This is a genomic window from Barnesiella viscericola DSM 18177, from assembly GCF_000512915.1.
GTDB classification, from domain to species: domain Bacteria; phylum Bacteroidota; class Bacteroidia; order Bacteroidales; family Barnesiellaceae; genus Barnesiella; species Barnesiella viscericola.
The window spans coordinates 33,839-59,903 of the sequence record NZ_CP007034.1 but is presented as its reverse complement, the minus strand read 5'-3'; the positions used below and the strand labels follow the sequence as shown (position 1 = coordinate 59,903).

At 52.3% G+C, this 26,065-nt stretch carries 17 protein-coding genes and 1 riboswitch; of the genes, 7 read left to right on the top strand and 10 right to left on the bottom strand.

Translation table 11 applies throughout. The features are described 5' to 3' along the window. Window positions 1-156: 156 nt before the first annotated feature. Both BARVI_RS00185 and BARVI_RS00180 read left to right on the top strand, forming a co-directional pair. Window positions 157-522 (top strand): BlaI/MecI/CopY family transcriptional regulator, encoded by a 366-nt coding sequence (locus BARVI_RS00185; protein WP_025277271.1) that lies wholly within the window; start codon window positions 157-159, stop codon window positions 520-522. Between the two features lie 12 nt (window positions 523-534). Next, entirely contained in the window at window positions 535-2,481 is a 1,947-nt protein-coding gene (locus tag BARVI_RS00180) for a M56 family metallopeptidase (protein ID WP_025277270.1), read from the top strand. A 109-nt stretch (window positions 2,482-2,590) separates the two neighbouring features. On the opposite strand, the gene BARVI_RS00175 is transcribed toward BARVI_RS00180, so the two are convergent. Then, window positions 2,591-4,105 carry an arylsulfatase gene (locus BARVI_RS00175; RefSeq protein WP_025277269.1) on the bottom strand — a complete coding sequence of 505 codons (1,515 nt, stop codon included), beginning with the start codon at window positions 4,103-4,105 and terminating at the stop codon, window positions 2,591-2,593. A 337-nt stretch (window positions 4,106-4,442) separates the two neighbouring features. On the opposite strand from BARVI_RS00175, the gene BARVI_RS00165 reads away from it, so the two are divergent. Continuing rightward, window positions 4,443-5,681: an anaerobic sulfatase-maturation protein gene (locus BARVI_RS00165; protein ID WP_025277267.1), complete on the top strand. Its 1,239-nt coding sequence runs from the start codon at window positions 4,443-4,445 to the stop codon at window positions 5,679-5,681. Window positions 5,682-5,763: 82 nt separating this feature from the next. Here the strand turns inward: BARVI_RS00165 and rlmD are convergent, their stop codons facing one another. Continuing rightward, window positions 5,764-7,194 (bottom strand): 23S rRNA (uracil(1939)-C(5))-methyltransferase RlmD, encoded by a 1,431-nt coding sequence (gene rlmD / locus BARVI_RS00160; protein ID WP_025277266.1) that lies wholly within the window; start codon window positions 7,192-7,194, stop codon window positions 5,764-5,766. A 227-nt stretch (window positions 7,195-7,421) separates the two neighbouring features. Between rlmD and ppdK the strand changes: the two genes are divergently transcribed. Continuing rightward, on the top strand, window positions 7,422-10,136 hold the full coding sequence (ppdK, locus tag BARVI_RS00155) for a pyruvate, phosphate dikinase (RefSeq protein WP_025277265.1): 2,715 nt from the start codon (window positions 7,422-7,424) through the stop codon (window positions 10,134-10,136). A gap of 344 nt (window positions 10,137-10,480) precedes the next feature. Here ppdK and BARVI_RS13290 read toward each other — a convergent pair whose 3' ends face one another. Continuing rightward, the gene (locus BARVI_RS13290) at window positions 10,481-10,822 is read right to left on the bottom strand and encodes a hypothetical protein (protein WP_157232425.1); all 342 of its coding nucleotides are present in this window, start codon (window positions 10,820-10,822) and stop codon (window positions 10,481-10,483) included. A gap of 543 nt (window positions 10,823-11,365) precedes the next feature. Continuing rightward, a riboswitch (cobalamin riboswitch) is annotated at window positions 11,366-11,568 on the top strand. 143 nt (window positions 11,569-11,711) lie between these two features. On the opposite strand from BARVI_RS13290, the gene BARVI_RS00150 reads away from it, so the two are divergent. The 3 genes from BARVI_RS00150 to BARVI_RS00140 all read left to right on the top strand — a co-directional run bounded on the left by BARVI_RS00150 (window position 11,712) and on the right by BARVI_RS00140 (window position 14,353). Beyond that, window positions 11,712-12,803 (top strand): uroporphyrinogen decarboxylase/cobalamine-independent methonine synthase family protein, encoded by a 1,092-nt coding sequence (locus BARVI_RS00150; protein WP_025277264.1) that lies wholly within the window; start codon window positions 11,712-11,714, stop codon window positions 12,801-12,803. A gap of 261 nt (window positions 12,804-13,064) precedes the next feature. Then, complete coding sequence (locus BARVI_RS00145) at window positions 13,065-13,841, top strand: threonine/serine exporter family protein (protein WP_025277263.1); 777 nt, start codon at window positions 13,065-13,067, stop codon at window positions 13,839-13,841. Beyond that, on the top strand, window positions 13,838-14,353 hold the full coding sequence (locus BARVI_RS00140; protein ID WP_038534203.1) for a threonine/serine exporter family protein: 516 nt from the start codon (window positions 13,838-13,840) through the stop codon (window positions 14,351-14,353). Before BARVI_RS00145 ends, BARVI_RS00140 begins: the two co-directional genes overlap by 4 nt. Window positions 14,354-14,454: 101 nt before the next feature. Here the strand turns inward: BARVI_RS00140 and BARVI_RS00135 are convergent, their stop codons facing one another. The 7 genes from BARVI_RS00135 to BARVI_RS00105 are packed head-to-tail and all read right to left on the bottom strand — an operon-like array spanning window position 14,455 to window position 26,048. After that, on the bottom strand, window positions 14,455-15,042 hold the full coding sequence (locus tag BARVI_RS00135; RefSeq protein WP_084546938.1) for a Gfo/Idh/MocA family oxidoreductase: 588 nt from the start codon (window positions 15,040-15,042) through the stop codon (window positions 14,455-14,457). Between the two features lie 12 nt (window positions 15,043-15,054). Further along, a complete protein-coding gene (locus BARVI_RS00130) occupies window positions 15,055-16,914 on the bottom strand; it encodes an FAD-dependent oxidoreductase (protein ID WP_025277260.1) in 1,860 nt (619 codons plus the stop codon). Window position 16,915: 1 nt separating this feature from the next. Continuing rightward, window positions 16,916-18,556 (bottom strand): glycoside hydrolase 5 family protein, encoded by a 1,641-nt coding sequence (locus BARVI_RS00125; RefSeq protein ID WP_038534201.1) that lies wholly within the window; start codon window positions 18,554-18,556, stop codon window positions 16,916-16,918. 17 nt (window positions 18,557-18,573) lie between these two features. Beyond that, entirely contained in the window at window positions 18,574-20,787 is a 2,214-nt protein-coding gene (locus tag BARVI_RS00120) for a GH92 family glycosyl hydrolase (protein WP_025277258.1), read from the bottom strand. A gap of 51 nt (window positions 20,788-20,838) precedes the next feature. Further along, window positions 20,839-23,394 carry a T9SS type A sorting domain-containing protein gene (locus tag BARVI_RS12790; RefSeq protein ID WP_084546937.1) on the bottom strand — a complete coding sequence of 852 codons (2,556 nt, stop codon included), beginning with the start codon at window positions 23,392-23,394 and terminating at the stop codon, window positions 20,839-20,841. 27 nt (window positions 23,395-23,421) lie between these two features. Further along, entirely contained in the window at window positions 23,422-24,282 is an 861-nt protein-coding gene (locus BARVI_RS00110) for a PKD domain-containing protein (protein WP_084546936.1), read from the bottom strand. 35 nt (window positions 24,283-24,317) lie between these two features. Continuing rightward, complete coding sequence (locus BARVI_RS00105; RefSeq protein ID WP_025277255.1) at window positions 24,318-26,048, bottom strand: RagB/SusD family nutrient uptake outer membrane protein; 1,731 nt, start codon at window positions 26,046-26,048, stop codon at window positions 24,318-24,320. Between the last annotated feature and the right edge of the window lie 17 nt (window positions 26,049-26,065).

The window sequence follows — 26,065 nt, the reverse complement described above, 5'->3', positions numbered from 1 at the left end:
GCAACCGGTTTGGTAACCGGTTGCCGCTTTTCGTTTCAAACCTATATAAACTATGAATTATAGTGATAAAACTATATTGTTTAGTTTTATTAACTATAAATATTAGTTGAACAACTAAAACTTTTAGTTTATTTGTATCGACAAAAACAGAAAACCATGAAAGGACTTACTGCAAAAGAAGAAGAAATCATGAACTACTTTTGGCTCAAAGGGCCGCTGTTCGTGAAAGAACTGCTCGATTTCTACGACGAACCCAAACCCCACTTCAACACCCTGTCGACCATCGTACGGGGGCTCGAAGAGAAGGGCTACCTGTCGCACAAAGCCTATGGCAAGACCTACCAGTACTACGCCACCGTGAGCGAAGAGGAGTTCAGGAAAAGTACCTTGAAACAGGTGGTACGAAAATATTTCAACAACTCCTACCTGGGCGTGGTCTCGTCGCTCATTGAAGAGGAAGACATCTCACTGAACGAGTTGAAAGAGCTCATCGAGAAAGTAGAACGGGGTCATGAATCATAAAACCGTCAGACCATGAGTGCATTTTTCGTCTACATCTTGCAAGCAGCCGTTTGCCTGGCTCTGCTCTATCTCTTTTACAGCATTCTGCTGAGCAAGGAGACCTTCTACCGCTACAACCGGGTAGCCCTGCTCGGCCTCATTCCCCTCTCGTTTGTGCTGCCGCTGTGCCATCTGTCGCTGTTGGCTCCCGCAAGCGAAAGTGTGGCCCCCGCTACCGTCTTGATGCTCGACAATCTGTCGGCTTTCAGCTACATGACCGACGTGGTCGAAACAACAGCCACCCCGATGCCCATAGCCCTTATGGTTGCGGTAATCCTCTACTGGACGGGAGTGATGTTCTTCGTCGCCCGCTATCTGGTGACCATCGTACGCCTGTGGCGACTCCTGCGGGGCGGCCGCCGGGTGACCGACGACGAAGGCCGACCTATCATCGTCCTGCCCCAGCGCATCGCACCGTTCAGCTGGTTCGGCTATATCGTACTCTCCGAGGCCGACTATGCCACCCACAGCCGCGAGATTCTGCTACACGAGGCGGCACACATACACAAGCACCACTCCTTCGACCTGCTGGCAGCCGACCTCTGTACCGGGTTGCAATGGTTCAATCCCGCCGCCTGGCTGCTGAAACGCGAACTGCAAACCGTGCACGAATACGAAGCCGATGCCGATGTACTAGCTCAGGGGATCGACGCCAAGCAATACCAGCTGCTGCTCATCAAACGGTCGGTAGGCTCGAAATTCTACTGCGTGACCAACCATTTCAATCACAATAAACTTAATAAACGTATTACCATGATGCTTAAAAAGAAATCTCCCCACAAAGCGATCTGGAAATATCTCTATGTGATACCCGTCGCCCTCTGCACCGTTACGGTATTTGCCCGACCCGAAGTATCGGACCGTCTCGACGAAATCGCCTCGACCGACCTGCTGGCCCTGCTCGACCCGGCCGATGAACAGTCGACCACCAACTTCCAGACAATCACCATCACCGCAGCCGATGAGTCGACCCAGACAAACGGTCTGAACGTCAACCTCGATGAGTCGAACGACTCAACCGGCAACAATCTGCGTATTCAAGTCACCGAGAACGGCAAACCGGCATCGATGGACAGTGCACTTTGCATCATTGACGGCAAGAAAGTCTCCCGCGAAGAGGTCGACCGACTCTCAGCCGACCAGATAAAGAGTGTCACGGTTCTCAAAGGGAAAGCGGCCGTTGAGAAATATGGCGACGAAGCCCAAGGGGGCGTCCTGCTCATCAATACGAAAGAGGAGGACGAGACCCAACCGATGAAAATAACCCTCTCGAACGACGGGAAACAGGGCTCCCAAACAAGCTACTACGTCATCAACGGGAAGAAAGTCCCGGCCGAAGTGATAGACAATCTCTCGACAGGCAAGTTCTCCTATATCATCAACGGCAAGGAGATCTCGGCCGAGGATATGGAAAAGCTCAACCTATCGGGACAAGTCGGAAACATCTCGATACTCAACGGCAACGACAATGGAGAGAATACAATCATTATCCATTCGCAAAATTCCTCCTTGCAGGATTGGCAGCAACAGGTAAGAGCCCTGTCCGACTCCATTCGTGCAAAGGTGACCATCACCAAAGAGGGAAAAGAATTCTCGCCCGAAGCCATAGCTCGCATCGATTCCCTCTCGACCCGGATAAGAGCCAATGCCGACTCCATCACCCGAGCCATCGACGAAAAAGGTATCAATGCCCTCTCGACCCGAATCGTAAATACCGATTCGGTATCAAAATACTTCAAACCGATACCCCATATCATCTACATCATCGACGGCAAAAGAAGCTCGGAAAGAGAGTTCAGCCAACTACCCCCGGATCACATTGCCAGCATCAAGGTGGTGAAAAGTAAAGAAGCCAAAAAGAGATATGGGGCCAAGGACAATGACAAAGTCCTCCTCATCACCACCCAAAAGAAAAAATAACTATACAATTCCTCAACTGAAAATAGAGAGGCTGTGCTCGGGAGAGTACAGCCCTTTCCATTATTATCCGGCCTGTCAAGCGGTGGAGCATCGCCCCACCCTCACCCGACTATTGCGGCAGCGTCACCTTGAAATAGGGATTATCGACGTGCTGTTCAAAAACAATCTGTTTCATGGCCTCTACCCGCTCGGGGTATTGTGCGGCCAGGTCGTGGTCTTCGTGAATGTCGTCGGCCAGGTTGTATAGGTGACACTCGCCCTTCTCAATGAAGAGTTTCCAGTCGCCTTGACGCACGGCTATCTGGTCGGTCTCGCAGAACTCCCAGTAGAGGAAATCGTGCTGCTTCTGTTTCTTGTCCTTACCCAGCAAGGTAGGTGCGAAGGAGAGTCCGTCGAAATAATTGGATTGCCCCTTCGCATACCGTTTCTCATAATTCTTCATACCCGTGAGGTCGCAGAAGGTGGGCAGAATATCGTAGAAAGCCAATTGATGGTCGTTGACCGATACCGGCACGTGGCCCGGCCAGCGCACGATGAACGGAATGCGAATACCCCCTTCGTGGCACGAACGTTTCAACCCTTTCAACTTACCGTCACGACCAAAGAATGTGGGGTCGGCCCCCCCCTCTTCGTGAGGACCGTTATCCGACGAAAAGATGACAATCGTATTCTCGTCAAGCCCCTTCTCTTTGAGCTTGGCCAACACCTCGCCCACATACTTGTCGAGCCGCTCGATCATGGCGGCAAACTGGGCATGAGTGTGGGTCACCGGGTTGTAGCGGCTCCAATAGCTGCCGGTATAGACACCCTTGTCGCCCAACCGTTCTCGATATTTGTTCAAGATGGAATCCTCGGGTTGCACCAGTTCGGCGTGAGGCAAGGTGTAGGTAAAGTAGCCGAAGAAGGGTTGGTCGGCCGACTGTCGGTCGAGCCAATCGAGCGCAGCCCGGTGAATGAGGTCGGCCGAGTACTGCTTGCGCAATTCATAACCGGCCCCCCACATGGGATACCGGATATTCTCGTCGAGCGTGACCCGTACCGTGGCTGTGTCGCCCAAAGCCGGGTTGTAGCGGTTCAAGAAGTTGGGATAGTAGAGGTGAGCCTGAAACTGGCAGATGTAGCCGAAAAACTCGTCGACTCCACGCTTGTCGGGGGTAGAGACCGAACCTTCATAACCGCCGGCCCACTTGCCGAACATGCCGGTCGTGTAGCCATTGTCCTTCATCACCTCGGTTAAGACCACATGATTGGGGTCGTAGGGGTGCTGCCCCACCACGGCATAGTCGGTATTGATGCCATAACGCACCTCGCCGCTCTCGGGCCAATACTCCTTGTTGCCGCGCACCTCGCCGTGCCCCGAGTGCTGCCCCGTCATGATACTGGCCCGCGAAGGGGCACTCACGGGACTGCCCGAATAGGCCTGGGTAAACCGCATGCCCTCCGAGGCCATGCGGTCGAGATTGGGGGTATCGATATATGGCTGTCCGTAACACCCCAGGTCGCCATAGCCCATGTCGTCGCACAGGATAAAAATAATGTTAGGCTTGTCGCTCTTCTGCGCCAACACCGGGAAGGCAGCAGCCAGCAGCCCGCCTCCCACACATAAAAATCGACTGTATTTCATCGGTATCTTGTTTTTTTTGATTTTCCAGAACTACAATCGTCAAATATAGAACTAAAATCCTGTACCCCCAAGAAAGCGGGCTCAAAAAAAATCCGACACGCCTACACAGAAATTTATCGTCCCTTTCTCCTCATACCCCGATAGGAGAAAGAAGAGAATAAATATCCTGATTTCCTCTTGCCTCTTGCCTCTCCCCCTCTTTTTTTTACACACTTTACCAAAAACTGATAGCAACACACCAAAGCCAAATACCGAAAACTTCGTTTTCCATTTGACTTTACTCTCACCTTTCACTATCTTTACCCACCGAAATAAACACACAACACAAACGACTTTTATGGAAAAGACACTCTATACACCCTTCGACCGAATCATGTATATCATGACCAAGCCGGTGGGATCGATCTGCAACCTGGCCTGCACCTACTGCTACTATACCGAGAAGGCAAAACTCTACCACGACACGCCCCGCCACATCATGAGCGAGAGCCTGTTGGAGAAATTCATCAAAGAGTATATCGAGAGCCAGGCCAGCGACCATATTCTCTTCACCTGGCACGGCGGCGAAACGCTGATGCGCCCGCTCGACTTTTACCAAAAGGTGGTGAAGTTGCAGGCGCAATACGGACGCGGCCGCGTCATCGAGAACAGCATTCAGACCAACGGCACGCTGCTCACCGACAGCTGGTGCCGCTTCTTCAAGGAGAACAACTGGCTGGTGGGGGTGAGTATCGACGGTCCCCAGGAGTTCCACGACGAATACCGCCTCACGAAACAGGGTCGTCCCACCTTCGTGAAGGTGATGCAGGGCATCAACCTGCTCAACAAGCATGGAGTCGAGTGGAATGCCCTGGCGGTCATCAACGATTTCAATGCCGACTATCCGCTCGATTTCTATCACTTTTTCAAAGACATACATTGCAAGTATATCCAGTTCACCCCCATTGTCGAGCGCATCAACCCGCATGCCGACGGCCGACATTTGGCGGCTCCCGACGAAGAGACCCACAACGGGGTAACCGACTTCTCGGTCACGCCCGAACAGTGGGGCAATTTTCTCTGTACCCTCTTCGACGACTGGGTGCGAAACGACGTGGGCGAATACTTCATACAGCTGTTCGATGCCACCCTCGCCAACTGGGCGGGCGTGATGCCGGGCGTCTGCTCCATGGCCGAGACCTGCGGCCATGCCGGCGTGATGGAATTTAACGGCGACGTGTACAGTTGCGACCACTTTGTCTTCCCCGAATACAAACTGGGCAACATCTACACCCACTCGCTCATCGAGATGATGAACAGTCCGCGACAAGTCGCCTTCGGGCAGAACAAGCGCGACAGTCTGCCCACACAGTGCAAAGAGTGTGACTACCTGTTTGCCTGCCACGGCGAGTGTCCCAAAAACCGCTTTACCCGGACGGCTACCGGTGAACCGGGTCTAAACTACCTGTGTGCCGGATACCACCAGTTTTTCAAACACGTGGCTCCCTACATGGATTTCATGAAACGCGAGCTCGACAACCAGCGACCGCCTGCCAACGTGATGCGATGGATTCGCGAGAACGAGAAGCAACGCTAATCCCCTACCATAGATACACGACGAAGCCCCGGAGTTCATGACTCCGGGGCTTCGTCCGTATTCACTATCTCGGTAGTTTTTCTTATGCCTCGGCCGGTTCCTCCTCCTTGCGCATCAACAGCACCACATTCTCCACGTGGTGGGTGTGGGGGAACATATCGACCGGCTGCACCCGCTCTACACGATACTTGACATCGAGCAGCGACAGGTCGCGCGCCTGGGTAGCCGGGTTGCAACTCACATAGACGATGCGACGAGGCTCGGCAAACAAGATGGTCTTGATCACATCGTCGTGCATGCCGGCACGGGGTGGGTCGGTAATGATGACATCGGGGCGACCATGCTCACCGATGAACTCCTCGGTGAGGATATCCTTCATGTCGCCGGCATAGAACAGCGTGTTGTCCAACCCGTTGATACGGGCATTCTCCTTGGCGTCCTCGATAGCCTCGGGCACATACTCGATGCCGATTACCTTGCGCGACTGCCGGGCCACGAAATTGGCTATGGTACCGGTGCCGGTATAGAGGTCGTAGACCAGTTCGTCGCCGGTGAGGGAAGCAAACTCGCGGGCCACCTTGTAGAGCTCGTAGGCCTGCTCCGAGTTGGTCTGGTAGAACGACTTGGGCCCGATTTTGAACCGCAGCCCCTCCATGCTCTCCCAGATGTAGTCGCGACCTCGGTACAGGTGTACCTCCTGGTCGGTAATGGTGTCGTTGTGCTTCTGATTGATGATGTAGAGGAGCGACGTGATTTGAGGAAACTCGTCGGCGATGTGCTGCATCAGCGCCTCGATGCGCTCCATGTCGGGCTCGAAAAAGACGACGATGAGCATAATCTCGCCCGTCGAGGCGGTGCGCACAATCATGTTGCGCATGAGCCCCGTCTGCTCCTTCAAATCGAAGAAGGGGTAATCGTGGTCGATGGCAAACTGCCGTATCGAGAGTCGTATGCGGTTGGAGATGTCGTCCTGCAACCAGCATTTCTTAATATCGAGCACCTTGTCGAACATGCCCGGTATGTGGAATCCCAGCGCGTTGCGGCAGTCGAACTCCTGGGCCGACTGCAACTGCTCGTAGGTCAACCACGACCGGTTGGAAAACGAATATTCGAGTTTGTTGCGGTAGAACCGCTGCTTGGCCGATCCCTTCGTGGGCAACACCTCGGGCAAGGGAATCTTGCCTATGCGGGTGAGGTTGTCCTCGACCTGCTGCCGCTTGAACTGCAACTGGAAGTCGTAGGTCACATGCTGCCACTTGCAGCCGCCGCACACCCCGAAGTGTTCGCAAAAGGGCTGCACCCGCAGCGGCGAATAGGCGTGAAACTTCACGATGCGGGCCTCGGCATAACTGTGTTTCTTGCGCGTCACCTGCAAATCGACTATATCCCCAGGTGCCGCAAAGGGGACAAACACGACCAAGTCGTTTACCCGTGCCAGCGCCTTCCCTTCGGCGGCCACACCGGTTATCTCAATCTGCTCCAACAAAGGGAGCTCTTTCTTTTTACGTGCCAAAACAAAGAATCAAATAAAGTGTTAAACGAAACAAAGATAGGCATTTTCCAGGAAAGAGCCGACCAACGGCCAACAAATAATATATAGCGTTAAAATTTGTAGCAAAATATTTTTGTTGTTTCCTCGAATCCTATATTTTTGCATAATGTTTTATGCCGGTTTTCCTCCTGGGCCACAAAGCCGGATACGAAAACAAAATTATACAAATATCATATACTTATTTATTTATGAAAAGAGTTTATACTTTTGGCAACGGCAAAGCAGAAGGCCGTGCCGACATGAAAAACCTGCTGGGCGGTAAAGGCGCCAACTTGGCAGAAATGAACCTGATCGGTGTTCCCGTTCCCCCGGGCTTCACCATCACTACCGAGGTTTGTACCACATATACGCAACAAGGTCGCGAAGCCGTTGTTAAAGAAATTCAAGGTGATGTCGAGAAAGCCATCGCACACATCGAGAGCCTCACCGGCACGAAGTTTGGCGACGCCGCCAACCCGCTGCTGGTATCGGTACGTTCGGGTGCCCGTGTCTCCATGCCGGGTATGATGGACACCGTGCTCAACTTGGGTATGAACGACGAGGCCGTCGAGGCCATCTCGAAGAAATCGGGCAATCCCCGTTTCGCCTGGGACTCCTACCGCCGTTTCGTACAGATGTACGGCGACGTGGTACTGGGCATGAAACCCAAAACCAAAGAAGACATCGACCCCTTTGAAGAGGTAATGGACAAAGTGAAAGAGGCCAAAGGCATCAAGAGCGATACCGAGTTGCAGGTAGAAGACCTTAAAGAACTGGTAAAACTCTTCAAGGCTGCCGTAAAAGAGAACACCGGCAAAGACTTCCCCACCTCGCCCTGGGAGCAACTGTGGGGTGCCATCTGCGCCGTATTCGACAGCTGGATGAACGAGCGCGCCATTCTCTACCGCCGCATGAACCAGATTCCCGAAGAGTGGGGTACGGCCGTGAACGTACAAGCCATGGTATTCGGTAACATGGGTAACACCTCGGCTACCGGTGTAGCCTTCACCCGCGACGCCGCTACCGGCGAGGACATCTTCAACGGCGAATACCTCATCAACGCACAAGGCGAAGACGTGGTTGCCGGTGTACGCACACCCCAACAGATTACCCTCGAAGGCTCTCGCCGCTGGGCTGCCCTGCAAGGCATCAGCGAAGAGGAGCGCGCCAGCAAATACCCCTCGCTCGAAGAGTCGATGCCCGAGTGCGCCAAAGACCTCATCGAGACCCAACAGAAACTCGAAGACTATTTCAAAGATATGCAAGACCTCGAATTTACCATTCAAGATGGCAAATTGTGGTTGCTGCAAACCCGTAACGGCAAACGCACCGGTGCCGCCATGGTAAAAATCGCCATGGACATGCTCCGTGCCGGAATCATCGACGAGAAGACCGCTCTGAAACGCATGGAGGCTCAAAAGCTCGACGAGCTGCTCCACCCCGTATTCGACAAAGACGCCGTGAAACGCGTGAAAGTCGTTGCCAAAGGTCTGCCCGCATCGCCGGGTGCCGCCACGGGACAAATCGTATTCTTCGCCGACGACGCCGAGGCTTGGGCCGAGAAGCGTAAAAAAGTGATTATGGTACGTATCGAAACCTCGCCCGAAGACCTGCGCGGTATGAACGTGGCACAAGGTATCCTCACCGCCCGCGGTGGTATGACCTCGCACGCTGCCGTAGTAGCCCGCGGTATGGGTAAATGCTGCGTATCGGGCGCCGGCGAAATCAAGGTAGACTACAAGGCCCGCACCGTAGAAATGGGTGGCAAACTCTATAAGGAAGGCGACTGGATTTCGTTGAACGGTTCGACCGGCGAAGTATACGACGGACAAGTTCCTACCGTCGACGCCGACATGAGCGGCGATTTCGCAGCCATCATGAACCTGGCCGACAAATACACCAAAGTCGACGTTCGCACCAACGCCGATACCCCGCGCGACGCTGCCGTAGCCCGCAAGTTCGGGGCCAAAGGTATCGGTCTGTGCCGTACCGAGCACATGTTCTTCGAGGGCGACCGCATCAAAGCCATGCGCGAAATGATTCTGTCGAAAGACGAAGAGGGTCGTCGCCACGCACTCGACAAACTGTTGCCCATGCAACGTGGCGACTTTGAAGGTATCTTCGAGGCCATGGACGGTCTGGGCGTGACAATCCGTCTGCTCGATCCCCCCTTGCACGAGTTCGTACCCCATCAACTCGCTACGCAGAAAGAGCTGGCTGAAGAGATGGGCATGACCATCGAAGAGGTGAAACTCGCCTGCGACTCGCTTGCCGAGTTCAACCCCATGCTGGGACACCGCGGCTGCCGTCTGGGTTGCACCTATCCCGAGATTACCGAGATGCAGGCCCGCGCCATCATCGAGGCTGCCCTCAACGTGAAAGCCCGTGGCATCGACGTTCACCCCGAAATCATGGTGCCCCTCGTAGGCGTAGTAGAAGAGTTGCGCATGCAGGCCGACGTCATCAACCGCGTAGCCGCACAAGTATTTGAAGAGCGTGGCGATACGGTAGCCTACAAGGTAGGTACGATGATCGAGGTACCCCGCGCTGCCGTTACGGCCGACCAGATTGCCGAGGTAGCCGACTTCTTCTCGTTCGGAACCAACGACTTGACGCAGATGACCTTTGGTTACTCGCGCGACGATGCCGGCAAGTTCCTGAAAATCTACAAAGAGAAGGGAATCCTCAAAACCGACCCGTTCGAAGTACTCGACCAGAAAGGTGTGGGCCAACTCGTCCGCATGGGTGTAGAGAAAGGCCGTTCGACCAAACCGAGCCTCAAAGTAGGTATCTGCGGCGAACACGGTGGCGAACCCTCGTCGGTTAAGTTCTGCGCCAAACTGGGCATGAACTACGTATCGTGCAGCCCCTACCGTGTGCCCATCGCCCGCGTAGCTGCCGCACAGGCTGCCATTGAGGAGTAAGCGATTGAACATTAATCCCAAGATAAAAGGCCATGCCGGTTTCGGCATGGCCTTTTCCTTTTATGTATCCTGTCAAGAAGGAGTTAAAAGCAGCTTCAAGTCACCCTGCACCCCGATGCGGGGTCCACAAACAAACGAGACGAGAATTTTCCGGCAAACGGGATTCCGCTCAGGTGTGTGGAACGACGAGCCCTACCCTTTCTTGGATACCGCGTCGCAGCGCGGTATGACAGAGGGTGTCACCCCGCACCCCGATGCGGGGTCCACAAAGAGTCTATTACTCTAAATGTAACCTTACCCAAGCCGTATTACCCAAAAGAATATTGGAATTTCTGCCATAATACTCATCTTTTCTTTTTTGCTATTTTCCTAATATTCATAGATATACTTATTAAGCATGACGATAAAGCCCAAAAACATATACTAAAAAACAATGTTGCAATCGTTCCTACTAAACCTTCCATACTAAAATCTTTAGTCGTTTGGACTGCAAGTATGATAGAAAGAATAATTCCTATTATCAATATTATAGTTGACATTATTTGTAATACACTTTCTGCATTTGTCAATTCTGCACTATCATCAGCGTCCCATGGTTCTGTAAGGCATTTATCACATAAACCATTTACCCCCTCACCTTCTTTAAGAAGCCTACCACATTTTTTACAATTATTACTTATTTCCATAATTAAATGATTAATACTGTCGTCCTTTTAAATATATAGTCGGTAAAACTACTAATGCAAGACTACCGTTTAACTAAAAAAGAAAAGCGCAGACTCTCGCCATACGCTCTCTGGCTCACCACAAGCCACAATACACTATGGGAAGTCTGCGCCCAAATAGGGCAACACTTCCAACGTGTATTGGTTCGTAGCTCGTAGTCTTCCGAGGTGGTGATTCGAGAGCGGTTGAGCTATATTATTTCAAATAAATGGAACCGATATTTTTCAGTTCGATACAAATGTACTAAAATATTTTTAACTAATAAAATCTATTACTACAATTATATTTTCACTCATTTTCAAAAAGATAGGTAGACTCGATGCGGGGTCCACAAACAAGCGAGACGGGGAATTTCCGGCAAACGGGATTCTACTCAGGAGTGCGGAATGAATGAACGCCACAACCAATCAATCTTACTCAATGCGAGAAGATAAGCAATCTGAAACGGGTTTGATATAAGAGTTTTTTTTGAAAAACATTGTGAAATAAGAATAAAGAATATAACTTTGCACCCCGTAACCGGTTTGCATTTATCGGTCCGATAAAGCAATGAAAAGGGAATCGGGTGTAAATCCCGAACAGGCCCGCTGCTGTGAAGTTCATGATGGTTTCAGACACATACTGCAATGCCACTAATCGGAGCGCGATTGGGAAGGCGTCTGAAAAGGGAACAAGTCAGAAGACCTGCCGGTTGCCCGGAATGGATCAAAAGCTGCCCTCTCCGCGGATCGGGAGGCCGGTACAAAAGAGTTTTCAGGAAGATGCACTTTTTGCTTTTGCAAAAGAAACCATAGGCAACGGCGATTTTATGCCGCCAACACAGTATTTAACTCAAAAATAGAAAGAATCATGGCAAACAAAATTCCTTTCAGTGTAGACATTACCGGGAGCTTCGTTTACTCCGAGCCGCTGGCCGAGGCCCGCAAGCGCTATCAAGAGGGTGAACTGATCTCGGCCAAACTGCACGAAATCGAAGACAAGGAGATTTATCGTATTGTTGAGAAATGCAAAGAGATTGGCTTGAAATGTGTAACCGACGGCGATTACAAGTCGACCAACTATACTGACTTTTTCCATCACTTGGAAAATATCTCGAAACTCGAAACACCCCAACCCGAAGAGCCGAACGAATCGGTCGTTTCGGGTAAAATCGATTTTGACAACTCGTTCCTCTCCACCCCGCCGGTGACACAGCGGTTCACCTACCTGACGGGTATCATCGGTGGCGACATGTATGCCAAGGCACTGCTCCCCTCGCCCACTACGCTGCTGGCCGAGCTGCTCCGCCCCGAGAACCGCTACAACACGGGGCGCTATTACCCCGACATCGAACTGCTCGTTCACGATATTGCCCAGACCTATCAGAAGGTCATCAACGAGTTCTACGACATGGGGTGCCGGTTCCTCCAACTGACCGACTATGCCTGGAACCTGACCGGCGACAGCAACATCGAGCAGGTGGCCCAGGCCGCTCACCTCGACCTCCACTCGCTCATCGCCACATCGGCCCAGCTCACCGAGGCCTGTCTGGCTCAGAAGCCCGACGACATGTGCATCTCGCTGCAATTCCGCAACCCCTGGTGGAAAGTGGGCGACAAGGAGAAGATGGCCGAACTGCTCTTCTCGACCCGGGCCGATGCCATTGCCCTCGAATTCGGAAACCGCGAAAACGAGAACATCGACTTCTCTATCCTCAACTACTGCCAGGGCAAAGAGGTGATTCTGGGGCTTATCTCGACCACGAGCCTCCAACCCATCTCGACCAGCAACATCATTCTCCACATCGAGAATGCCGCCCGACTCATTCCCCTCGAATCGCTGCACCTGACCAGCCAGGGCGACTTCCGGGACAACCTGGGCAACAGCGTCATCTCGGAGCAGATGATGTGGAGCAAAATCGTCACGATGAAGAATATTGCCAAAACCGTGTGGGGCAAATAACGTCGAGAGGCAATACGACACGCTGTCTCGACGAGCCATAGAACAAAGACCGCGACGAGCCTCCCAAGGGTTCGACGCGGCCTTCCTCTTTTCCGAAACGGGAAGGGAGTCTGCACCCGATTGCCCCGCTACCTGTCCTTCGGTATTCCACAATAGATGCCGGTTGGGCATAATCCATTCACAAACTGTGTTTTCATTTGTTTCTGCGCGCGCCTTTTTGTAACTTTGCGCGCTGAAAACGGTCAATAGGATTTTTTTAAGGTGAACAACGTACACGAAGAACTGAAAGCTGTATCGCAATTCCTCACGGAGTATGCCACCTGTTTGATGGCATCGGGGGTACATACCTCGCGCATCGTACGCAATACAGCCCGCATCGCCGAGTCGTTCGGGTTTGAAGCCCACATGACTCTCTTTCACAAAACCATCAGCATGACCCTGCGAAGCAAGGACAATGCCCATGTATACAGCACGGTCAGCACCGCCAAATCGGGCGCCATCAACTTCGAGTTCAACTCCGAGTTGAGTGCCCTCAGTTGGGAGGCCTACGACAACCACCTCCCGCTCGACACACTCTGGGAAAAATACCACACCATCACCGGCAAACCGCGCATGAACCCGTGGGCCGTGTGGATTCTGGTAGGATTTGCCAACGCCTCGTTCTGCCGTCTCTTCAACGGCGACTGGGTAGCCGTGGCTGCCGTCTTTGTGGCCACCCTCATCGGGTTCCGCCTCAAACAGGTATTGGGCAAGCACCACATCAACCACTATTTCGTGTTCACCATATCGGCCTTCGTCGCCTCGTTCATCGCCTCGATTACCATGTGGCAACAGTGGGGCACCACCCCCGACATCGCCATCGGTGCCAGTGTGCTCTATCTGATACCGGGTGTGCCCTTGATTAACGGCATCATCGACATCATCGAGGGCCACGTGCTGGCCGGTACCGCCCGACTTATCAACGCCCTGCTGTTGATAGTCTGCATCGCCTTCGGCATGTCCATTACGCTTTTAATGATGGGAGGGAACTTGTTATGATCGATTGGCAAATATTGGGCTCGGTCATTGCCGACGCCATCGGAGCCGCCATCGCCGCCATAGGTTTTGCGGTCATCTCCAACCCGCCCCGCCGGGCCATTCTTTACGCCGCCCTGCTGGCCGCCATCGGGCACAGCATTCGATTCGTCCTGTTGAACTATGCCGGACTCGATCTGGCCACGGCCTCATTTATTGCAGCCTTTTCGATAGGAATGCTCAGCCTGCTTGCCGGGTATCACATTTTCTGTCCGGCCACCGTGCTCTACATTCCGGCACTGCTCCCCATGATTCCGGGTATGTATGCCTACCGCACCGTGTTCTCGCTCATCAGATTTCTGCAAAGCAGCGGAAACGACAACGAAGCCATTCACTACCTGCTCGAAATTTTCAAAAACGGTATCACCACTGCCTCCGTACTGTTCGGGCTGGGCGTGGGTGCCACCATACCTATCTTCATCTTCTACAAGCGAGCCTTCTCCATGACCCGTACGGCCAACCGCTCGAAGAAGTAAACTGTCTTGATTCGGAGAGATTCCACTCTCACAGGAATCAATATAAAAAAGGGGTGCGATAGTGTTTCTATCGCACCCCTTACCCATTACTTACAAAAATCTTATTTATCTGAAACTGAAATCTTGTCTATGGGAGACGACAGACTGTCGGTCTGTCCGTTCAAATAAGACAACATGTTTTCTACGAGGCCGGCCGTTTCACCCGGATCCGTTGTGTGGCAACCCACCTGTACCGCCCCCGACGTAGTGTGCGAAGCCTCTACCAGCGGAGCTATCTCTTCGGCCGACAGATGAATCGGCAACTCGATATAGATACTCTTGTCGTAATCACAAGCCTGCAAGAATAGTGGCAGCCCCTGTGCCTCCGGCAGAACGATAAGGACAATATCCAGGTCGCGACGGTCCAGCATATCGGCATAATCGGCACACACCTCGGGAACCTTGCTTTGAAGGGGAGCTACCTCCTCTTTAACAGCCCGGCTCCAAGCCTCGTCGGGACTCCACACGGCTACACAGCGCGCCTCGCCCGTCGACAAGAAGTGGTTCAGTACAGCCACTCCGCAAGTGTCGCACCCCACCAGCCCCACGTTATAGATGGCCATCGGTGAAATGTCGTCCACTCCCTGAGCAAAGCCTCCCAAGGTACACGCCACCAATAATCCCGCGGTTAAAATCCTGCGATACCACATACTACTCGCAACCTATTTGATAAGGCTATACAAGGCTCGCAGAATCTCACCCCGGGTCTTCCCGGCAAACCGGTCGATCCGGATACCCGACATCGTGCTCCAACGCTCGGCCGTAGCCGCATCGACCGGGGCATCGAGGTTGGCATTCCAGTCGGTCACGTAGCCTCGCAATCCCATATATTGAATCATCTCGAAATCGGGACTATCGACCGATATGTCCCTGAAATAGATCAGTGTCGCCTTCTCCTTGACCAGAGCCTCCTGCACATCGGCTACGGCCAACTCCTTGACCGGTTTGTTCTGTTTGATGGAGAGTGCTGCCGCTATCCCGGCAGCCTGCCCCAAAGCCATCCAACAGGGCTCCATGCGCAGGGTCGAGAAGCCCACGTGGGTAGCCGATGCCGGTACGGGTATCAACAGATTGTCGACCTTCTGGGGGAGAATCACCCCGAATGGGACCGTATACACGGCAGCCCGGTAATTGAAGAACCCGTCCAAGGCAATCTTTCCCTTTTCGCGTTTGTGCACGGCATGTGAATCGAGAGCATAGTGGCTGGCCGTAATGCTGTTGGCATAGAGCGGCGGGCGACAGCCTTCGGCCACAGGCAAGGCATCGTTGGCCGTAAAGAAGTGTTTGCCATGCAAGCGGCGCCCCTCCCTCACGTAGACCTGCCGCGGGAAGTGGTCATTGTCGAGATACTCGTCTTTGGCCAAGCCCCACTCCCGCACATTGGCCTTGAAAGCCTCGGGCAAATCCTTATCGTTTTGGGCAAACCACAACAGTCCCAGGGTGTACTCCTTCAACCGTTGGGCAAACCGGTCGCGCCACTTCCAATCGGCCGTAGGCCACTGCCAGTTCTCCTCGGGGAGGTCGGTCGAGATGAGTGCCAGATGCTGATTATTCGCATCGGTCTTATGATTGGGCAAATCGACCATATTGGTAATCTTGGCAATACCCCAGGGGTCGCCCGGGATTTGGGTTGTACCGCCGCTCTCGATATGTTTCCGGTTGGCCTCCTGCATCTCGGGGGTAACATCGAGCATCTCTACCCCGGCAAACGTTCCGCTATATACGTCGTCGACCAGCGAGAGAAACTCCTTGCGATTGTAGCGTTTCGGCTTTTCGGGCATGATGCGGTTATCCGGGTCGTTGGTGAGACACAAGCGATAGTTATAGGCCTGGATATTGCCGTCGCCCTCGTAGGTCGACCCTTCCAGCTCGGGACCCAGCCACAACTTATACAGGCGACCGGCACCCTTCTCGTTGTATTCGTCGCGACTCTCCCGGCCTATCGAATAGGGTACACCCGCAGCGGCCCCCAGGTCGCCTTCGTAAGTAGCATCGACAAACACCTTACCGATGTATTGTTCCGTTTTTTTCGTCTCCCGGTTATAGATTCGGATACTCTTGATCTGGGCACCCTCCATCACCACATTCGAGGGCTTTGCATCGAACTGGCGCATCGTCAATACCGTGACCCGCTCCTTCTCGGGTGCCAGCATCTGGTCGAATACCCAAGCGGCTACATGGGGCTCGAAGTGATAACCGTCGCTGCACATCTTCACCTGCTCGGAGTCCTTGCCGTACTTTTCTACATAATAATCCAGTATATGACCGACAAACTCGGTAAACAGCCCGGTCGTAGCCCCACGGGTAGATATATCGGTAGCCCCGAGGCCGTTGGCCGGCAATCCGCCGATGTGGCCCGACCGCTCCAAAATCACGGCCGTCTTCCCCTCGCGCGAGGCAGCAATGGCCGTCATGATTCCTCCCGGCGTTCCGCCTACGATAACTACATCGTATTGGCCGCCCTGGGCCCACAGGAGTATCGGGAAAAACAGTCCTAAAATATTCAGCAAGTATCTTTTCATATCAATCTTGTTCTTGGGGTTCATACAAATTTTTCAAATCTCTGGGGTCAAAGCCTCTCACCGTGAGGACCGACATCGACAACGGCAAACGAGCCACACCGTCGATAACGGGGATTTCGACCCGACGACCGAAAATATCGACACCGGTGAGCGACCGGGTATATTTCACGGGAATCGACTCTACCCGCTCGTCGGACTGCCGCCAGATACTCAGCACGGGAGCATTGTCGGCCCGGGTATCTTCATACACAAAACCATAGGTCTTGCGCTCTTGTGCCCGATACCGTCCTATCGGTTTCAGGTAACGATAGTTATAGACCATGTTGGCAAAGGCCACGGCCGCAGGTTTCACCGTCAGCTGAGCATTATAGCGCAACAGACCGAATCCCGATTCGGGGTGATGCACGCCAAAGGGCTCCTCGACCAGCTCGTACCAAAACATCTTCCCGGCTCCGAAATAGAACTGCACCAGATAGTTTCGCACCAGATACTGTGCCTGCTGGAGCTCGGTCACCGGCGGGAAATGGCGACGAATCGAGTCGGGCAGATAGGTTGTCCACCCCGTCTCGGTCACCCAAATCTCGGTAGAGATGTGACGGCTCTTCAACATCTGCTTCTGTGTGCGGTAGAAGCTGTCGTAGAAGGGAGAGGTCTCGGGCGTCTTCCGCCACAAGATATAGGGGTGTATCGCGGTAAAGTCGATGTGGTCGGCCACATGGTCGCGGTTATCGTCGAAATACTCGATCCACTCCTCTTCGCCCGGCCAAATCAGTTTGATGTCAGGGCTGACCGACTTGACCGAGTCGTGCATCTGTTTCACCAAATCGGTAAAGGGTATTCCCCACCCTTGCGGACGCCACTTCTGCCCTTGCGGGTGAGGCCACCGCTGGTTCCACCCGGCAAAGTTGCTGGGTTCGTTTTGCGACTCGTATATATCGATGTGTCCCCGGTTCATCTCTATATACTTCTTGATATTCGACACATCTTCGTCCCAACGCCACACACCCTTCTGGTCCTGCCAGCCGTGACGGGCATCGACGTAGTCCAAGATGGGCAGCCAGCAGATGTGATGGCGGTCGAGATAGTCGACAAACGGGTCGGGTTTGTCGCTCCACTTTCCGATGAAATCCTTCCAACGAGCCACGTCTCTCACCCATGCGATTCCCAACCGTTGCTGAATGTCGGCAACCCGCCAATCGCCATAGCGGGCATAATGGGCCCCTACACCAAAGGGCGATTCGTAATCTTTCTGCGTGAGAGTAACATCGGGTATCACCCCGAAACCGGCCCGCTGGCTGAACACCACACTGTCGGCCTGCATCAGGCTCACCTGCACATAGTAGTAGCCCCACTCCGAAAGTTTCAGGGGCACATAGTAATAACGCTCGAAAGGAGAGGCCAGCTCGTAGGTCTCTCGATAACCGGCCGGTTTTCCCTCCATATCGACCAACTCGACAGCCACCCGGCAAGTGTCCCGATCGCCGGCCTTCATAACCCGGCAGATGGCATTGCCCGATTCATTCTTATGATAGAGGGCCCCCAACTTGTCGAATGTGATGTCGACGACATCTGATTGCGGTTGCCCCCAGGCAACCGCAACCGAGGCACACAAAAGTGTGAGTATTCCTGTCGTTCGTCTCATAAATTCGCATCTATTGGTTATTCACTCATTCTTTTCACAGGTTCGTCGGTCATGGTAAATACCAAGGTACCACCGCTCATAATATCTTCGTGCTTGATGATAAGCCCCTTGACAGGTTTGCCGTTCAATTCAACCGACTTGACATACTTGTTCTTTTTCGACAAGTTCTTGGCCTCGACCACAAAAGTGCGGTCTTCGGTCAACTGAATTGATACCTTGTCGACTTGTGGAGCACCCAATACATACTCACCGCTGATGGGGTCGACCGGATAGAATCCCATGGCCGAAAAGATATACCAGGCCGACATCTGACCACAATCGTCATTCCCGCACAGTCCGTCGGGACGTGGTTGATAGAAGCGCTCGAATATCTCGGAAATCAACTCCTGCGTTTTCCAAGGCTGGTCGACATAATTATACAGATAGGCTACATGATGACTCGGCTCGTTGCCATGGGCATACTGCCCGATAAATCCGCTGACATCGGAAACAAAGCCCGTGTTCGCAGCTACGCTGTCCATCTGAAAGAGCGAGTCGAGTTTGATGGCAAACGACTCTTTCCCTCCCATCAAATCGATGAGCCCCTCGACATCATGTTGTACGTGCCAGGTATATTGCCAGGCATTTCCCTCGGTATAGTCGCCACCGCAGCTCGCTGCATGCGACAGCAGGAAGGGATTGAACGGGGTGCGCCATTTCCCCTTCGAGTCCTTGCCACGCATCAGCTTGGTCTCGGGATCGAACAGCGACTTGTAAGCACTCGCCCGTTTCATGAAGAACTCGTAGTCCTCGTCCTTCCCCATGGCTTTGGCCATTTGGGCAGCGCAATAGTCGTCGTAGGCCGACTCCAACGTGCGGGATACCGACTCGACCGTAATAATGTCGTAGGGGTAATAGCCATACTTGTCGTAGGTCTCCCAATCCGATTTCTTGTGACTCACGGTCAACGAGGTCTTGATGGCATTATAGGCATCTTCGGGACTGAATCCTTTAAAACCCTTCAAATAGGCATCGACAATCACCGGCACGGCATGGTTGGCAATCATGCAATAGGTTTCCTTGTCCCATAAGGTCCACACCGGCAAATGGCCCCGCACCTTGGCATATTCCAGCAGACTGTTGATCATGCCGGGCACCTGCTTGGGTATCAATATCGTGTAGAGCGGGTGTGCGGCCCGATAGGTATCCCACAGCGAGAAGGTAGAATAATAGGCTCCTGATTTCGAAACAAACACACTGTCGTTCTCACCCCGATACTTGCCATCGATGTCGGCCAAGTTGTTGGGCTGGATATAGAGGTGATACAGCGAAGTATAGAAATTGGTCTTCTGCTCTTTTGTTCCCGATACGGTAACTTTCGACAGATATTTTCGCCACAAGTTTTGGCTCTCGGTCTTGACGGTTTCAAAATCCCAGTTGGGACTCTCGGTCAACAGCGCACTCTGAGCACCCTCGACCCCTACCGTCGAGAGGGCGACCTTGGTTTGCAGCGACTCTCCGGGCTTCAACTTGAATTCCAGAACCAGCCGCTTGGCCTTTTCGCCTTCACGAGCCGGGAGCACCTCCTTCACGGTATAGGGCTTGTCGAATTTCACCACATAAAAATAGTGCCGGCGCACCCAGTTGGTGACCTCCTGATGGCCGGTAATGGTCCAGTTGTCGGGCATATTCATGTCGGCATAGAGCACATGGGTGCGCAGGGCCTCCTGATTCCACACCACACCGCTCTGCATATCCAGCAACATGCGGGCCGGTTCGTTTGAATTGTATGTAAACACATAATAAGCGGTACGTTGTGTAGCCGTCACCTCGACGTCAATATCCGAATCGGTCAGTTTCACACGGTAATATCCCGGAACGGCACTTTGTGTCGTCTTATCATAAGCACTCTTGTATATGCCGTCCTTCACTTCGCCACTGAACGGGAAGAGCAACACATCGCCCAAGTCGGAACACCCGGTACCGTTCAGGTGATTCTGGGCGAACCCCATAATCGAATCGTCCTCAAAATTAAATCCCGAGCAATATCGCCACGAGTCATTGCCTGTCTCGGGGCTGGCCTGCACCAGACCAAAAGGCACACAGGCTCCCGGGAAGGTGTGACCATTATCGGCATTACCGATAAACGGATTGACATAGGTGAGTATATCGGCATTCTCTTCATCGGAAGAGCTATGGCCGCAAGCGGTAAGCAACAAGGCTCCCAAAAGTATCCATAACGAGTTTTTCATAATATGCAAATTCTAAAAATTCTTTACTTTCAAATCGATAACCGAATCCAATCACGACTTGATCACCTTCTCTTTCTTTATGCAGTTCCCGGCCTCATCAAACACCGTCAAAATATAGGCTCCTCGGGGCAAGCGATCCATGTCGATGGTGTAGACCTTGTCATACACCCGACCGGTATATACACACCCTCCCATCATATTGAACAGCGACACTTTACCCATCTCGGTATCGGAGTAGATGGTAAGGTTTTTGATAACCGGATTGGGGAAGGCCCGTATCTGGAAATCGTCACTTTCCAGCTCGTCGACCGACAGCTCGGGGTGCTTACCGATTTCGATAATGTAGGGGTGATTGGAGATGTCGAGCTCAATCGAGTTGACGTTGTTCAAAATCATCTCGGGATTGGTACCCGTAATCGGATTGTAGACCCACACCTCGTCATAGGTCTGGTCGAACCCAACGGTCACCCGGTCGCTACCGCCTTCATATTTCTCGCCCCAGACGATGAGTTCAAACGTGCCGTCGTTTTTCTGCAACAGCAGGTCATGCACCGTTATCGTGCGACCCGTAATGGAGTAGGTCAACTCGCCCGGCTCTTCGATATCACTGTCGTCGGCAAGTATCGTCGTGAAGTTGTGCAAGTAGTGAGCTGCTGCCCTGGGCGTATAGAACTTATCGTAAAAGCCGAAGCTCTGATTTCCCGATTCATCACGACGATCAGACAAGATGTACATGGCTGTATAGTCAAACCCGCGGGCAAACTGGGCCAGATAGAGCGACAGATACAATCTACCTTGCATTTCTTCAGTAACGGCTCCATCTATTTTAGCACCTGTCTCGGTTGTTACACGAGGTAAAGCTTTCAACTCTTCATCAGTCAGATAGCCTTTATACTTATTCAACCAGGTTACTCCGAAGTGACGATACAACACATCGCAACCCGGCGGCACGTTGGTACCCGGTTCGGCAGCTCTCCACGTCTGGTTGTTCTGCGGGAACTTGAAACTAGGGTGATTGAAATAGTTGTGCAGATTGGCCACATCGGCAAAAGTTACACCTCTGAACTCTTCGGGAACCTCCATATCATCTTCGGGCACTTTAAGATATTGCAAACCTACATTCTCTTCCGACGCTCCACCGTATGTCAGACTCCAAACCGGATAGTTATAACCGTCGGTTCCCAACACGGGATCGGCCTTTACGTCTTCATACAATTTTCGCTGCATACGTGCCACGGGTTTCCAGTTGTACTGTCCCTCGGCTTTTCCACCACCTATTTCACCTTCAAAAATTACATACCAGTTTTTATTGTTAGGCTCATTGTTTCCCTCGATGGCTATAATTGCATCGGGAGAGGTGGCTTCGATAATCCGTTTTACGTTGTTTATCAGGTTGGGAATATTCCGCTCCTGACCTCCGGCACCCAAGCCTGCACTGAACCGGATACCGGCATTCTCGTACAACTGTTTGTACGAAGCGATGGAGGTACCTCCACCCAGCGAGGATTCATCAGGCAGATTAGTAATTGATTTCACACTCCCCCCCACGCTGGTGCGAATCCAGCGAGCACCCAGATAGCGCATAATTTCCTCGGTCGTATTGACATTCTCTCCTCGACCGTTGATAGAGGTATTCATACCGATTGACGACAGGAAACGATTGGCCGGTACGGCCCGGAAGGTACCGTTGACATCTTCGACTACTTCGTAGGGACAAGGCGAAAGCGATTCAAAATCAACCAGGCTTGTCGTGCGCCCCAACTGAACCACCGCGTTCTCATTCAAGATACCGGCCATCTCGTAATACTTGATTTTACAATAACCTATAATATCGTCGTCGGAAGGTTCCTCGGGAATAGCTCCATTGTCCAAAATCGTCACATTCCCGCCCAAGTGTTTCAGCGTACCGAATCCGTTCAGCCGTTGCAGCGAACGGTTATTTTGCAGCACCAAGTCTCCGCCAATGTAGGTTAACGGCATATTGGCCGTGTTATCACCGTTGGTAAAATAGTAAAGACGCGTGCAACCGTCGATTACAAAATCGCCTTCGACCCGATTCAGATAGGGAAATATCTTTTCGGGTTTGTTCATGGCCGTTGTGATGTTGATGAGTTTCAAGTCACCCTTGACTTCGCGCATCTTTGAAAAAGATTTATCAAGGTGAGCCGTAGCGGCACCGGTCTGTACCATCGGACAGTTGTCGACGATAAAGTCACCGTTGATAACGGCAAACTTCTCTTCATCGGCAAAGGCGTCCATATCGACCAAGGCCGAACAGTTCTTGAAGACAAACCCGGCCTGGCTGCAATCGATTCGATCGATGAGCCCTATCGTAGTAGTCAATTGAGTAAGCCCTTCGAGGGTCAGGGTCCCCGTTATCTGTTTCACCCGGTCGGCCAGTTTAAAGATTTCCGATTCGGGAATAGCCTCACTACCTTCGGGTTCAATCACGGTCAAGTCTTCGACCGCCTCCTGAGTTGTCTCGGAAGTAAATGCCGTCAGCTCCGACAGCCCGCTCAATACATAGCTGTTTTGGGCCGAGACATATCCCTGAAACAAGCACAACAGCAAGAGTACACTTAAAAAACTACTACAAATATTTTTCATCGTATCCAAAAATTAAAATTTATCGATTCAATTATTTTTTACAGAAACTGTATTGGTCACAGAGACATTTTCGCCCGTCACCCCGGTCACCGTCAAGGTAACCTCATAATCACCGGCGGCGGCATATTGATGCGTGGGATTGATTTCATGCGAGACGGCCGACCCGTCGCCAAAGTCCCAGGCAAAAGCATTATCGCCCGAGAAGAAATCCCAATACAACGACGAGTTGGTGAAGACAAACGTATCGGACGAACTGCCTTCGAGTTGCGACGTAAAGACAGCCTGCGGCACGGTGATGCGGGTATCGATGAGAACGATTCCCGTATTGAGGGCCTCATTCACCCGATGCTCGGTATCGGAGATGGTAATACCCAAGGCATACTTTTTAGGAGCATCGGCCCGCAGGAAATCGAGATCAATCACGATATTAAACGGAGCATCATTCTTGCCGTCCTGAATCTGCACGCCTTGCGGTATCTGCTGCACATACTCCGAAGGCAACAACTCGGTCTCGGTCAATGTTCCCGAAGCAATCAACTGCTGCACCGTATCGGGATTCAAGGCCAAAGAGACATTGGCGGTTTCCTCGATTGTTTTTCCCGTTCCCGAACGATATACGCCCAACGGGATTATGAATGCATTGTTGTCTCTCTCGACCGTATATTTCAGGGGTTGTCCCGGTGTGGGCGAAACCCAACTGGTAGAGGCACCCTCGTCAATCGTATAGATGCCGTCGGTCGAGATACTGCCATTCACGGCAATAGGCAGATAGATACGCGACTCGGGATATGGAATATCGACAATCTCGTCATATTGACAGGACGTTCCCGCAAGCAAGGAGCAGATTGCAGTGACAAGCAGAAGGCGATTTTTTATTCTTGATTTCATCTTATTGCATTTTATAGGTTAGTGTTCGTATCTATTTACCAAAGCGGATTCTGAGGCCAGCCCGTCGTATTCAAGTCGGCCTGGGGAATCGGATATAAATACATCTTAGGTTCAAACGTTCTCTTCTCTATCTCGACAGGTTTGTATTCAAACTCTTCGTCCGAGATTTTCGTAATCTCTACACCCCGCAACGGAGCGCCCAAGGTCTCGGGAGCAATCATCCAACGACGCACGTCCCAGAAGCGGTGGTCTTCAAAGGCCAGCTCAACCCGACGTTCGTTCCGGATTCTCTCCCTCAATTCCTCTTGCGTCAAGGTAGAAGGTACGGCTGGCATCTCTATTCCCACCCGGTTGCGCACCTGGTTCAAGGCTCGCACGGCGTTCAACCGATAGCCCACATTGCCGGTGGGTCCATAGGCTTCGTTCATGGCCTCGGCATAACTCAGCAGAATTTCGGCATATCGCATGATAACCCAATGGTGCACGCTGGTGCGGTTTTGCAACAAGTCCAGGTTGGGATCGATAAACTTATACAGATAATAACCGGTGCGGGAGGCATGAATCACCCCTTTCCCGTCGCGCCCCCCGGTCCAAGCCTCGACCGTGCGGTCCTTGAACTCGACATTATTGGTAAGTATCGACATGGCCAGTCGCGGGTCACGGTTGGCATAGGGATTGGCTCTGTGCTCGGGGTTGTTCCAATCGAAAGGAGTCCCGTCGATCATCTCGTAGGCATCTACCAGATTTTGCGACGGAGTGTTACCACTCTCTCCCAAATCATAGCCTACCGGATAGTTGGTCTTCTCATAAGTATTGGTCGAACCGTAGCGACGGTCAAAGATAATCTCGCTATTCTGGTAGTTACGAATCAAGCGGTATTCGTCCAAAGGATATTTGTTGCCCAGCGAAGTAATAAAATCGTTGCAAGCCGCAGCAGCCTCTTCCCAACGCTGTTGCTGGGTCTTCCCGTCTTGCATGGAGATTAACTCTTTGTGCTCATATCCCGGGGCCCACTCGTCGGGCTTGTTGAACAGGTCGCTGGCGGCATAGAGCAAAACCCGGCATTTCAATCCCAAGGCGGCTCCTTTGGAGGCCCGCCCCAGGTTATTGGCCACATCGGTCATGCGGTCGGGAGCCTGCAACACAGTTGCAGCCGAATCGCATTCATTGACGATAAACCGGATACAGGCAGCCAGCGAGTCTCGCGAATAGGCCGACAAGTCCGACTCCAAACTCAACGGTTCGGTAATAATAGGCACACCACCATAACGTTTCACCAACTCGAAATAGTAGTAGGCTCTCAGGAACCGAGCCTCATATTTCCAGCGGTGAATGTTGTTGAGTCGGTTTTGATAATCCTGTTGCTTGGCCGGATCGTATTTCAGATAGTCCAAGTCTACATCGTCCGACTCTTTCAAGAACAGATTAGTGGCATATATACCTTCAAAGTTACGCTCCCAAGCCGATTCATCGGGATTGCTGTTGGCATTCCAGCTACCCACGTTAAAATTGTGAATCGATGCAGTTTCTAACGTAAACTCAGCCTCGTCGCTGGCCGATGCCATCATGGCTCCGTCCAGATAAGAGAGCCCGTCGGGCAGATAAGAATATAAACCTACCGAGCGTGATAAGGTATTGCTATACGAAATATTGGCAAACTCTTCAGTCAACTTGGTCTCGGCCTTAGGGTCGAGCAGGTCGTCGCAAGAACTAATCAGCAGCGGGAACAGTAGTCCGAGGACAATCGGGATTCTATATAGTTTCATAATACTTAATTTTTAAG